General features: G+C 72.7%; 13 protein-coding genes. 7 read left to right on the top strand and 6 right to left on the bottom strand.

Annotation, left to right across the window (positions count from 1 at the left end; genetic code table 11):
- Together ACZ6CZ_RS03485 and ACZ6CZ_RS03490 are read right to left on the bottom strand one after the other, a co-directional pair.
- Positions 1-555, bottom strand: coding sequence for a hypothetical protein (locus tag ACZ6CZ_RS03485; RefSeq protein WP_469014012.1), 555 nt, complete (start codon positions 553-555; stop codon positions 1-3).
- A complete protein-coding gene (locus tag ACZ6CZ_RS03490; RefSeq protein WP_469014014.1) occupies positions 548-1327 on the bottom strand; it encodes an alpha/beta hydrolase in 780 nt (259 codons plus the stop codon). The genes ACZ6CZ_RS03485 and ACZ6CZ_RS03490 overlap by 8 nt, the downstream gene beginning before the upstream one ends.
- Before the next feature lie 143 nt (positions 1328-1470).
- On the opposite strand from ACZ6CZ_RS03490, the gene ACZ6CZ_RS03495 reads away from it, so the two are divergent.
- The 4 genes from ACZ6CZ_RS03495 (at position 1471) to ACZ6CZ_RS03510 (ending at position 5493) form a co-directional block, all read left to right on the top strand.
- Positions 1471-2298 carry a lysophospholipid acyltransferase family protein gene (locus ACZ6CZ_RS03495; protein WP_469014017.1) on the top strand — a complete coding sequence of 276 codons (828 nt, stop codon included), beginning with the start codon at positions 1471-1473 and terminating at the stop codon, positions 2296-2298.
- A gap of 146 nt (positions 2299-2444) precedes the next feature.
- The gene (macS, locus tag ACZ6CZ_RS03500; protein WP_469014019.1) at positions 2445-3680 is read left to right on the top strand and encodes a MacS family sensor histidine kinase; all 1236 of its coding nucleotides are present in this window, start codon (positions 2445-2447) and stop codon (positions 3678-3680) included.
- Positions 3677-4354 carry a response regulator gene (locus ACZ6CZ_RS03505; protein WP_469014020.1) on the top strand — a complete coding sequence of 226 codons (678 nt, stop codon included), beginning with the start codon at positions 3677-3679 and terminating at the stop codon, positions 4352-4354. The genes macS and ACZ6CZ_RS03505 overlap by 4 nt, the downstream gene beginning before the upstream one ends.
- A 110-nt stretch (positions 4355-4464) precedes the next feature.
- Positions 4465-5493: a 6-phosphofructokinase gene (locus ACZ6CZ_RS03510; RefSeq protein ID WP_469014022.1), complete on the top strand. Its 1029-nt coding sequence runs from the start codon at positions 4465-4467 to the stop codon at positions 5491-5493.
- 153 nt (positions 5494-5646) lie between these two features.
- Here ACZ6CZ_RS03510 and ACZ6CZ_RS03515 read toward each other — a convergent pair whose 3' ends face one another.
- Both ACZ6CZ_RS03515 and ACZ6CZ_RS03520 read right to left on the bottom strand, forming a co-directional pair.
- Positions 5647-7569 carry an anthranilate synthase family protein gene (locus tag ACZ6CZ_RS03515; RefSeq protein ID WP_469014023.1) on the bottom strand — a complete coding sequence of 641 codons (1923 nt, stop codon included), beginning with the start codon at positions 7567-7569 and terminating at the stop codon, positions 5647-5649.
- A gap of 109 nt (positions 7570-7678) precedes the next feature.
- On the bottom strand, positions 7679-7789 hold the full coding sequence (locus ACZ6CZ_RS03520) for a trp operon leader peptide (protein WP_469014025.1): 111 nt from the start codon (positions 7787-7789) through the stop codon (positions 7679-7681).
- A gap of 50 nt (positions 7790-7839) precedes the next feature.
- Here ACZ6CZ_RS03520 and ACZ6CZ_RS03525 point away from each other — a divergent pair, with 50 nt between their 5' ends.
- Together ACZ6CZ_RS03525 and ACZ6CZ_RS03530 are read left to right on the top strand one after the other, a co-directional pair.
- Positions 7840-9192: a class II 3-deoxy-7-phosphoheptulonate synthase gene (locus ACZ6CZ_RS03525; RefSeq protein ID WP_469014026.1), complete on the top strand. Its 1353-nt coding sequence runs from the start codon at positions 7840-7842 to the stop codon at positions 9190-9192.
- A gap of 146 nt (positions 9193-9338) precedes the next feature.
- On the top strand, positions 9339-9581 hold the full coding sequence (locus ACZ6CZ_RS03530) for a (2Fe-2S)-binding protein (RefSeq protein ID WP_469014029.1): 243 nt from the start codon (positions 9339-9341) through the stop codon (positions 9579-9581).
- Between the two features lie 23 nt (positions 9582-9604).
- On the opposite strand, the gene bfr is transcribed toward ACZ6CZ_RS03530, so the two are convergent.
- Complete coding sequence (gene bfr / locus ACZ6CZ_RS03535) at positions 9605-10084, bottom strand: bacterioferritin (RefSeq protein WP_469014377.1); 480 nt, start codon at positions 10082-10084, stop codon at positions 9605-9607.
- A gap of 176 nt (positions 10085-10260) precedes the next feature.
- On the opposite strand from bfr, the gene ACZ6CZ_RS03540 reads away from it, so the two are divergent.
- Entirely contained in the window at positions 10261-10893 is a 633-nt protein-coding gene (locus ACZ6CZ_RS03540) for a sulfite oxidase-like oxidoreductase (protein WP_469014031.1), read from the top strand.
- 53 nt (positions 10894-10946) lie between these two features.
- Here ACZ6CZ_RS03540 and ACZ6CZ_RS03545 read toward each other — a convergent pair whose 3' ends face one another.
- Entirely contained in the window at positions 10947-11849 is a 903-nt protein-coding gene (locus ACZ6CZ_RS03545; protein WP_469014034.1) for a deoxyribonuclease IV, read from the bottom strand.
- Positions 11850-11865 lie beyond the last annotated feature (16 nt).

Raw genomic sequence — 11865 nt, forward strand, 5'->3', positions numbered from 1 at the left:
TCAGACCACCGCGCCGCGTCCGGGATCGTCCTCGCCGTCCTCGTCCGTCCGCATCCGCATCACCAGGGTGACGAAGCCGCCGAGGAAGCCGCCGATGCCGAGCGTCGTCAGCCACCACGTCATCTGCCAGCCGAGCAGCACCGCCAGCAGGAGCAGCAGCGGGCCGCCCACCACACCCAGCCAGGCGAACTTGGCGGTGGTGTCGGCCTCGGGCAGCGGCGGCGGCTCGGGCGGCACGAAGTGGCCCTCGTCGTCGTCGCCATAGTCGTCCTCGGACGCCTCGGCCGGCGTGTGGTCGCGCGGACCGACACCGGGGGCGAAGGAGACCGAGCTGCCCAGCGGCCGGACGGGCCGCTGCCCGGTGGGCTCCTCGTCGTTCGGTTCCGTCTCGAGCAGCGCGAGGTCCTCGACCGGCTTGAAGGGCTTGGCGCCCGGCGGATCCGGCGGCTCGTCCCCGTAGCCCGCGACGATGGCCGCCCACGCGGCCGCCTCGTCGAAGGGCACCCCTGTGTCGTCCGGCTCGCGGTCCTCGCGGTCGGAGTCGTGCTCAGCCAACTGCGGCCGTCCCTTCCTTGCCGGTACCCGATGCGACCCGGCCGATGAAGGCGAGGCTCTCCTCGAAGATCCGGTCCGCGTCATGGTCCAACGTCGCGACGTGGTAGCTCTGTTCCAGCACGATCTCCCGGACGTCCGTCGACGACACCCGGCCCAGCACGCGGGCGGAGTCGGCGGCCGGCACCACGTGGTCGCGGGCGCTGCGCAGCAGCAGCAGCGGCTGGGTGACCTGCGGCAGCTCGCCGTCCACCATGCGCAGGAACCGCCGCAGCGAGTGGGCCGCGTGCAGCGGCACCCGGTCGTAGCCCACCTCCGCCGCCCCGGGCAGCGCGATGTCGCTGGCGATGCCCTTCGTGGTGCGCACGAGGTGGCGGGCGACCGGAAGGGCGTACGCGGACAGGCCGTGCACCCTGTTCGCCGGGTTGACGACGACCACGCCGGCCACCGCGTCCCCGTGCCGGGCCGCCAGCCGCAGCGCCAGCGCGCCGCCCATCGACAGGCCCGCCACGAACACCCGCGCGCAGCGCTCGCGCAGGGCCCGCAGCTCGCGGTCCACCTCCGCGTACCAGTCCTGCCACCCCGTCACCTGCATGTCCTCCCAGCGCGTGCCGTGCCCGGGCAGCAGGGGGAGCGAGACGGTCAGGCCGTGGTCGGCGTGGTGGCGCGCCCAGGGGCGCAGCGACTGGGGTGAACCGGTGAAGCCGTGGCAGAGGAGGACACCCGTCTCCCCGCCCTCGTGGCGGTACGGCTCGGCGGCGGGGAGGACCGGCACCTCGGTCTCCTGTTCCTGTCAGGGGCTGGACGACTCGGATGCCCTTCACCGTACGCGACCGCACTGACACCGACCAGGGTCGTCGGGTCCTTTGCAGGTGCGCCGGGTTATGGTCTGACCGACGGGAAACAGGAGGCACTCGGTTGTTGTACGGCACGATGAAGGTCGCCATCGGGGGACCGCTGAAGGTTGCCTTCAGACCCTGGGTGGAAGGCCTCGAGCACATTCCGGCCGAGGGCGCCGCCATCCTGGCGAGCAACCACCTGTCCTTCTCGGACTCGTTCTTCCTGCCCGCGGTCCTGGACCGCAAGGTCACCTTCATCGCGAAGGCCGAGTACTTCACGACGCCCGGGGTGAAGGGCCGGCTGACCGCGGCCTTCTTCAAGGGCGTCGGCCAGCTCCCGGTGGACCGCTCCGGAGCGCGCGGCGCCGGCGAGGCGGCCGTGAAGAGCGGCATGGAGGTGCTGGAGCGCGGGGAGCTGTTCGGCATCTACCCCGAGGGCACCCGCTCGCCCGACGGCCGCCTCTACCGGGGCAAGCCCGGCGGTCTCGCCCGGGTGGCCCTCGCCACCGGTGCCCCCGTCATCCCGGTCGCGATGATCGACACCGAGAAGATCCAGCCGCCCGGCAAGGTCCTGCCGAAGCTGATGCGGCCCGGCATCCGGATCGGCCGGCCGCTGGACTTCAGCCGCTACCAGGGCATGGAGCACGACCGCTTCGTCCTGCGCGCGGTGACCGACGAGGTCATGTACGAGATCATGAAGCTCTCCGGGCAGGAGTACGTCGACATCTACGCCACCGCGGCCAAGCGGCGCATCGCCGACGCGGCGAAGGCGGAGAAGGAGGCGGAGAAAGCGGCGAAGGAAGCCGAGAAGGCCGCCAGGGAAGCCGAGCAGGCGGGGCGCACCGGGCAGGCCGGGCAGGCCGGGCAGGACGCGGAGCCGGCCGGGACGAAGAAGGCCGGAGCCTAGGACGGCCGGCCCCGCCCCGGACACCGGGCGCGGATAACGGCGCCCGGACGGCGCACACCGGGACAGGACAACCGGGACAGGACAACGGGGCAGGGGACGCCGGGTCAGCGGACACGGGGTCGGGGGACACGGGGTCAGGGGGGAACGTGCCCGAGCGCGAACGGGTCATGAGGATGTCGGTCGAGCAGCCGCTGTGGCGCGCGCTCACCGGCTTCCGCGTACTGGCCCTGCTGTACGCCGTCGGCCTGTTCGCCACCGCCTACGGCCACTTCGTCCGCCCCTGGATCGCCATCGGCTTCTACGTCGTCCTGACCGGCTGGACCCTGTCCACGCTGCCCCGGGTGGCGAACGCGGCGAGCTGCACCAAGCGCTTCCTCGCCGCCGACCTGGCCGTCGCGGTCGGCGGCATCCTGCTCACCCCGCTCGCGGACACACACCAGCGGATCGCCACCGACGGCCCGACGCTGCCGTCGATCTGGACCGCCGGATCGGTCCTCGCCTTCGCCGTCAAGGGCGGATGGCGCTGGGCCGCGGCCGCCTCCACCGCCGTGGCCGCCGCCAACCTGGTGGAGCGCGGCGGCCCGGCCCGCGACACCGTGCACAACGTCGTCCTGGTCTGGGTCGCCGCCATCGCCATCGGCTACGTCGTGGAGGTCGCCCGCGCCTCCGAGCGCACCCTGGCCCGCGCCCTGGAGATCGAGGCCGCGACCCGGGAGCGGGAACGGCTGGCCCGGGACATCCACGACAGCGTGCTGCAGGTGCTGGCGATGGTGCAGCGGCGCGGCGCGGTGCTCGGCGGCGAGGCGGCCGAGCTGGGACGGCTGGCGGGGGAGCAGGAGGTCGCGCTGCGCACCCTGGTCGCCGGCGGCCTGGTGCCGGTCTCCCGGGTGTCGCGGGACGCGGCCGCGGGCGCGGTCGTCCACACGGTGCACGAACCCGACGCACCCGACGGTCCCGGCGCCCCGCTCGACCTGCGCGCGCTGCTCGCCCCGTACGCCGGTGCCCGGGTGAGCCTCGCCGAGCCGGGCGCCCCGGTGCCGCTGCCGGCGGCCGCGGCGCGGGAACTGGCCGCGGCCGTCGGCGCCGCGCTGGACAACGTCCGCCGGCACGCGGGCGGTCAGGCCCGGGCCTGGATCCTGGTCGAGGACGAACCGGACGAGGTCGTGGTGACCGTACGGGACGACGGGCCCGGCATCCCCGAGGGGCGGCTGGCCCAGGCCGAGGGAGAGGGACGGCTCGGGGTGGCCCAGTCCATCCGGGGGCGGCTGCGCGACCTCGGCGGCAGCGCCGAGCTGATCTCGGTGCCGGGACAGGGCACCGAAGTGGAACTGACGGTACCGAAGAGCGCCGGCCGGGCGCGGGGGAAGGCGGAGCGGCGATGACCGAGCGGCGGGACCCGATCAGGGTCATGGTGGTCGACGACCATCCCATGTGGCGCGACGCGGTCGCCCGGGACCTGGCCGAGGCCGGGTTCGAGGTGGTCGCCACCGCCGCGGACGGCGAGCAGGCGGTGCGCCGGGCCCGGGCCGCCGTGCCCGACGTCCTGGTGCTGGACCTCAACCTGCCCGCCAAGCCAGGGGCGCAGGTGTGCAAGGAGGTCGTCGGCCATCATCCGGCGCTGCGCGTGCTGGTGCTGTCGGCGAGCGGGGAGCACGCCGACGTCCTGGAGGCCGTGAAGTCCGGCGCGACCGGCTACCTGCTGAAGTCGGCGTCCACCGAGGAACTGCTGGACGCGGTGCGCCGTACGGCCGCGGGCGACCCGGTGTTCACGCCCGGCCTGGCCGGCCTGGTCCTCGGCGAGTACCGCCGGCTGGCCGCCGAGCCCGCGCCCGCCCCGGGCGCTCCGGAGCCGGGGGCGCCCCGGCTGACCGACCGGGAGACGGAGGTGCTGCGGCTGGTCGCCAAGGGCCTGAGCTACAAGCAGATCGCCGAACGCCTGGTCATCTCCCACCGCACGGTCCAGAACCACGTGCAGAACACGCTCGGCAAGCTCCAGCTGCACAACCGGGTCGAACTGGTGCGGTACGCCATAGAACGCGGGCTTGACGACGAGTAAAGCCGCCGCCCGACAATTCACCGGAATTGCCTTGTCCGCCCATCACTGTGTGACGTGTATCACCACTAGCGTGACAGTCCATCAGGCAACCGCGGCGAAGGGACATTTCCATGCGGGTCGGAGTACTGACCGGAGGCGGCGACTGCCCCGGGCTCAACGCCGTCATCCGGGGCATCGTCCGCAAGGGCGTGCAGGAGTACGGCTACGACTTCGTCGGCTTCCGGGACGGCTGGCGCGGGCCCCTCGAGGGTGACACCGTCCGCCTCGACATCCCGGCCGTGCGCGGCATCCTGCCCCGCGGCGGCACCATCCTCGGCTCGTCCCGGACCAACCCCCTCAAGCAGGAGGACGGCATCCGGCGGATCAAGGACAACCTCGCCAAGCAGGAGGTCGAGGCGCTGATCGCGATCGGCGGCGAGGACACCCTCGGCGTGGCCGGCCGGCTGTCCGAGGAGTACGGCGTGCCCTGCGTCGGCGTGCCGAAGACCATCGACAACGACCTGTCCGCCACCGACTACACCTTCGGCTTCGACACGGCCGTCGGCATCGCCACCGAGGCCATCGACCGGCTGCACACCACCGCCGAGTCCCACATGCGGGTCCTGGTCTGCGAGGTGATGGGCCGGCACGCCGGCTGGATCGCCCTGCACTCGGGCCTCGCGGGCGGCGCCAACGTCATCCTCATCCCGGAACAGCGCTTCGACCTCGACCAGGTCTGCGCCTGGATCACCTCCCGCTTCAAGGCCTCCTACGCCCCGATCGTGGTCGTCGCCGAGGGCGCCATGCCCAAGGACGGCGACGTGGTGCTCAAGGACGGGTCGCTGGACTCCTTCGGGCACGTCCGGCTGTCCGGCATCGGCGAGTGGCTGGCCAAGGAGATCGAGCGGCGCACCGGCAAGGAGGCCCGCACCACCGTGCTCGGGCACATCCAGCGCGGCGGCACCCCCAGCGCCTTCGACCGCTGGCTCGCCACCCGCTTCGGCCTGCACGCCATCGAGGCCGTCCGCGACGGCGCCTTCGGCATGATGGTCGCCCTGCGCGGCACCGACATCGTGCGGGTGCCGATCGCCGAGGCCACCGCCCGGCTGAAGACGGTGGACCCGGCGCTCTACAAGGAGGTCGGCGTCTTCTTCGGCTGACGCCGTCCCGCCCGGCCGCCCGCCGGCCCCCGCGCACCGGCGCCGCCGCGGACCCCGCGTCGGCGCCCGCGCGCTCCCGGCCGGGCGACCGTACGTTCCCCGGCCGCCGAGGACGACCGCCCGGCCCGCCCGGTCACCCGACCGGCGTCCCGGTCACCGCGCGCCAGGGAACGTGGTGGTCCCGCGCAGCTGACCGAGCAGCTCGCGCACCACGGCCGCGCCGTCCAGGGTGAGGACCGACTCCGGGTGGAACTGCACCCCGGCGAACCCGGGGCCGCGCAGCGCGTGCACCTCCCCGTTCGCCGCCCGGCTCACCTCCACCCCGCCGGCCGCCAGCTCCCGGGCCGCCGCGTCGTCGCAGCGGGCCACGAAACTGTTGTAGAAGCCGACCGTCTCCTTGCGGCCGAACAGGTCGATCGTGGTCTGCGCCCCCTGGTAGGGCACCTCCTTGCGGACGATGTCCAGACCCAGCGCGGCCGCGATCAGTTCGTGCCCCAGGCAGACGCCGAGCACCCCGTGCCGGTGCGCCGGGCCCCGCCCGTGCGGGCCGGCACCGGTGCGGGGCCCGAGCAGCTCGGCCGTCAGCTCCCGCAGCAGCCGCATCTTCGCGTCCGTCTCGTCCGTCGGGTCACCGGGGCCGGGCCCGAGCACGACCGGCCCCGCGTGCCCGCGCACCGCGGCCCGCAGCCCGGGCTCGTCGTAGCGCCGGACGGTCACCTCCAGGCCGCCGGAGCGCAGCACGTGCGCGAGCATCGCGGTGAAGGTGTCCTCGCCGTCCACCACCAGCGCGTGCCCGGTCAGCCGCGCCGCCGGCTCCTGCATCCGCAGCCAGAACGGCGCCAGCGACGCCCGGCGCCCGTCCAGCGCCGCCCGCACCCGGGGGTCGTCGGCGAGCTTGGGGCGCTCCCGCTCCTCGCGCGGCCGCGACGGCCGTACCCCCAGCGCCGCCAGCACGCCCGCCGCCTTCGCGTGCGTCTCCGCCACCTCGCCCGCCGGGTCCGAGCCGCGCACCAGCGTGGCCCCCACCGGCACCCGCAGCCCGCCGGCCGCGTCGATGTCGGCGGTGCGGATGAGGATGGGGGAGTCCAGGGTCTGGGCGCCCCCGGAGTCCCGGCCGAGCAGCGCCAGCGCACCCGCGTAGTAGGCGCGGCCGGCCCCGTCCCGCCCGACGGGCTCGTACCGCTCGATCACCCGGCAGGCGTTCTGCACCGGCGAGCCGGTGACCGTGGCCGCGAACATGGTCTCCCGCAGCACCTCCCGCGCGTCCAGCGAGGAGCGGCCGCGCAGCTCGTACTCGGTGTGCGCCAGGTGCGCCATCTCCTTCAGCCGGGGCCCGACGACCACGCCGCCCATGTCGCCGACGGTGCACATCATCTTCAGTTCCTCGTCGACGACCATCGACAGCTCCTCGATCTCCTTGCCGTCGGCGAGGAACTCCAGCAGGCGGTCGGCGGTCGGGCCGTCCTCGGGATAGCGGTAGGTCCCGCTGATCGGGTTCATCACGACCGTGCCGCCGGACATCCGCACGTGCACCTCGGGACTGGCGCCCACCAGCGTCCGGTCCCCGGTGTGCACCAGGAACGTCCAGTACGCGCCCCGCTCCCCGGCCAGCAGCCGGCGGAACAGCGCCAGCGCGTCGGCGCGGCCGAAGCCGTCGATCCGCCCCTCGTAGGTGCGCCGGATCACGAAGTTGGCGCCCTCGCCGCGCCCGATCTCGTCGCGCAGCACCCGCCCGACGATCTCGCCGTACTCCTCGTCCCCGACGTCGAAGCCGCCCTCCTCCACGCGCACGGCACGGTCCGGCAGCTGGGCGAGCGCGTCCGCGAGCGGGACGGCGTGGCTCTCCTCGGGGGTGAGCGCCAGCAGCGGGGTGCCGTCGTCGCGGACGTCGAAGCCGCGCTCCCGGATCTGCCGGAAGGGCACCAGCGCCAGACACGCGTCGGGCAGGTCGGCGAGGCGGTCGTAGGCCGCGACCGGCCCGAGGAAGACCTCGACGGTGTTCTCGTCGTGGCCCGGCGTGCGGCGGCGCAGCAGGGCGAACGGACGGGGGTCGCGCAACAGCTGTGCCAGGTCCATGGTGTCCTCTTCCGTCGACTGGGTGATCGTCGATGTCGGTGAGGAGCGGCCCCGGAAACGCCGAAGGCCGCCCCCCGGGCGGCCTTCGCGAAGTCGTGCGTACGCGCAGTCAGTGGGCCGCCGGAGGAGCGGTCCACCACCAGTTCTGGATCGACGGCGCGAACATGCCGGGAACCTTACCCCATCCGCGGGTGTCCGCAGGGCAAGAGATGCGTCTCATCTTTCGAGCGGGGCCGAAATCATCGCAGACGACCCCGTAATGTTGATGAGGTGACCGTGAACGCTAAGACCAGCGCGAGCGCTGGCAACACCTGGCGAGACCTGCCCGCGGCGCAGCAGCCCGAGTACCCCGACCCCGAGGCTCTGCGCGCAGTGATCGCGGACCTCGAGGCGTATCCGCCACTCGTCTTCGCGGGCGAGTGCGACCAGCTGCGCGCCCGGATGGCGGCCGTCGCCAAGGGAGAGGCGTTCCTCCTCCAGGGGGGCGACTGCGCCGAGGCCTTCGACGCCGTGTCCGCAGACCAGATCCGCAACAAGCTCAAGACCCTGCTCCAGATGGGCGCCGTGCTGACGTACGCGGCGTCCGTGCCCGTGGTGAAGGTGGGCCGGATCGCCGGCCAGTACTCCAAGCCGCGCTCGAAGCCGACCGAGACCCGCGACGGGGTGACGCTGCCGACCTACCGGGGCGACTCCGTCAACGGCTTCGAGTTCACCGAGGCCGCCCGCATCCCGGACCCCGAGCGGCTGAAGCGGATGTACAACGCCTCCGCCTCCACGCTCAACCTGGTGCGTGCCTTCACCACCGGTGGCTACGCCGACCTGCGCCAGGTGCACGCCTGGAACCAGGACTTCGTGAAGTCGTCCCCCTCGGGCCAGCGCTACGAGCAGCTCGCCCGGGAGATCGACAACGCCCTGCACTTCATGCGGGCCTGCGGCACGGACCCGGAGGAGTTCAAGACGGTCGAGTTCTACTCCTCGCACGAGGCGCTGCTGCTGGACTACGAGTCCGCCCTGACCCGGGTCGACTCCCGCACCGGCCGGCTCTACGACGTCTCCGCGCACATGGTGTGGATCGGCGAGCGCACCCGGCAGCTGGACCACGCCCACATCGAGTTCGCCTCGCAGATCCGCAACCCGATCGGCGTCAAGCTGGGCCCGTCCACCACGGCCGAGGAGGCGCTGCAGTACATCGAGCGCCTCGACCCCGACCGGGAGCCGGGCCGGCTGACCTTCATCGTCCGGATGGGCGCCGACAAGGTCCGCGACAAGCTGCCCGAGCTGGTGGAGAAGGTCAGCGCCTCCGGGGCCACCGTGGCCTGGATCACCGACCCGATGCACGGCAACACCTACGAGGCGGCCTCCGGGCACAAGACCCGCCGCTTCGACGACGTGCTCGACGAGGTCAAGGGCTTCTTCGAGGTCCACAAGGCGCTCGGCACCCACCCGGGCGGCATCCACGTGGAGCTGACCGGCGACGACGTCACCGAGTGCGTGGGCGGCGGTGACGAGATCTTCGTCGACGACCTGCACCAGCGCTACGAGACGGCCTGCGACCCGCGGCTCAACCGCAGCCAGTCGCTGGACCTGGCGTTCCTGGTGGCGGAGATGTACCGCGACCAGTGACGGCACCCGTCACCCGGTGGGGCGCGGATCACACGATCCGCGCCCCGCTGCGCTTTTCCGGCCCCGGTGCCACGGGTAAGGTTAGGTTTGCCTCACCGGTCATCGGGACGGCACCCTCATCGATCCCGGCGGGAGGTGGCACACGCGTGTACGTCTGCAGCTGCTTCGGCGTGACCGAGGCGCAGGTCAAGCGGCACGCGGAGGACGGTGCCTGCACCCCCCGGCAGATCGCCTCCGCCTGCAAGGCGGGCACCGACTGCGGCTCCTGCGTCCGCCGCATCCAGGCGATCCTGGGCCGCGGCGCGTGCCCCCGCCGCGACCTGGCCGACCAGGGCCGGCCGGTCCTCTCCGACCTGGACGCACCCGGCGCCCTGGACGAGGCCGCCTGAGGCCACGCGGGCCTCCCGGCCGCTCAGCTCTCCGGCTGCTCGATGATCTGCGCGATGTACAGCGCCTCACCGAGCTTGTCCACCAGCTCCAGCTGGGTGTCGAGGTAGTCGATGTGGTGCTCCTCGTCCGCGAGGATCGACTCGAAGATGTTCGCGGACGTGATGTCGCCCTTCTCGCGCATCACCTTGATGCCCCGCCGCAGGCGGTCGATCGCCTCGGCCTCGATCTGCCGGTCCGCCTCGAACATCTCCCGCACCGTCTGCCCGACCCGCACATGGAACAACCGCTGGTAGTTCGGCAGGCCGTCCAGGAACAGGATCCGGTCGGTGAGCACCTCCGCGTGCTTCATCTCGTCGAACGACTCGTGCCGCGTGTACGCGGCGAGCTTCGTCCAGCCGAAGTTCTCCTGCATCTTCGCGTGCAGGAAGTACTGGTTGATCGCGGTCAGCTCGCCGGTGAGCTGCTCGTTGAGGAACTCGATGACCTCGGGGTCGCCCTGCATCGCAGAGGCTCCTTCCACCTGGGAGGAACGGGAGGTGTGCGGCCGCATGATGTCACCGGCGCCGAAGATCGTCCAGTAAGTGCGCACTTAGTAAGTTAATGCCTACTTGGCAGTATTTGTCCGGCTACAGGGCTGGCTGGTCAGAGGCACTGCCCGGGGTCTGTCAGGATGGATACATGGGTCATCCGGTGGAGCGCGCGTCTGGAGAAGCGGCACGGTCCGAGCTTCCGCCGGGACAGCGACTGCAGCGCGGCTGGCCCGTCACGCACTACGGCCCGGTGCCCAAGTTCCGGCCCGAGCGCTGGGAGTTCCGGGTCTTCGGCGCCACCGCCGGCGGCGACAAGCGCTGCTGGAACCACGAGGAGTTCACGGCCCTGCCGTACACCACCGTGGTCTCCGATCTGCACTGCGTCACGAAGTTCAGCATGCTCGGCGCCGAGTGGGGCGGCATCCCGGCCCGGACCGTCCTGGAGCTGGCCCCGCCCGCGCCCGACGCCACCCATGTGATGGTCTGGGCGGAATACGGGTTCAGCTCCAACCTGCGCCTGTCGGACTTCGCGGCCGACGGCACGATCTTCGCCACCCACAAGGACGGCGAACTCCTCACCGCCGAGCACGGCTTCCCGGTCCGGCTGATCGTGCCCCACCTGTACGCCTGGAAGGGCCCCAAGTGGGTCCGCGGCGTGGAGTACATGACCGCCGACCGCCGCGGCTTCTGGGAGGAGCGCGGCTACCACAACATCGGCGACCCCTGGAAGGAACAGCGCTACTCCTACCAGGAGGAACCCGGGGACGGCCCCGGCCTCTGACCCCGGCCGCCGCACGGCCTCAGCGGTCCCGCGGCCTCGACGGTCGCGGAGCCTCAGCCGTCGCGGAGCTTCTTCAGGCGCTCCACGTCCGCCGCGTGGCCGGCCGTGCCGCCGGGGGTCTCGATGATCAGCGGTACGCCCGCGGTGGCCGGGTGCGTCATCAGCGCGCGGAAGGGGTCCTCGCCGATGTGCCCGGCGCCGATGTTCTCGTGCCGGTCCTTGTGCGCGCCGGCCACGTCCTTGGAGTCGTTGGCGTGGATCAGCTTCAGCCGGCCCTCGCCGACCGTGCCGACGAGCAGGTCCAGCGTCTGGTGCATGCCGCTCGGCCCGGTCAGGTCGTGCCCGGCGGCGAAGACGTGACAGGTGTCGAGGCAGACACCGAGCCGGGGGTGGGCGTCCAGCGCCTCGAAGTAGGGGCCGAAGTCCCAGGTGCGGGAGCAGAGCGAGGACCCCTGCCCGGCGGTCGACTCCAGCAGCAGGAACGGGTCGTCGTCGTGGGTCAGCTCGTCCAGCAGCGGCAGCAGGTGCGCGCGGACCTGGCGCAGCGCCACCTCCCGTGACCGCCCGCCGGTCGCGCTGCCGGTGTGCACCACCACACCGAGCGCCCCGATCTCCCGCCCCCGCCGCAGCGAGTGCCGCAGGGACTCGACCGACCGCTCGACGGTGGCCTCGGTGTGCGAGCCGAAGTTGATCAGGTAGGGGGCGTGCACGTACGCCGGCAGGGACGCCTCGGCGCAGGCCGCCCGGAACGCCTCGTCCTGCCGCGGGTTCCCGGCCGGGGTGGCCCAGCCGCGGGGGTTGGCGACGAAGACTTGCACGCTCTCCGCCGCCAGCTCACGGGCGTACGACAGCCCCACCGAGTGCAGCCCGCCGGCCACGGGCACGTGGCTGCCGACGGGGTTGCGGAGGGGGCCGGGGGGAGGGGCGGACGTGGAACCGGACTGCTGACTGCTCACCCGTTCAGGGTGTCAC

It is taken from the genome of Streptomyces sp. NPDC041135, assembly GCF_055592085.1.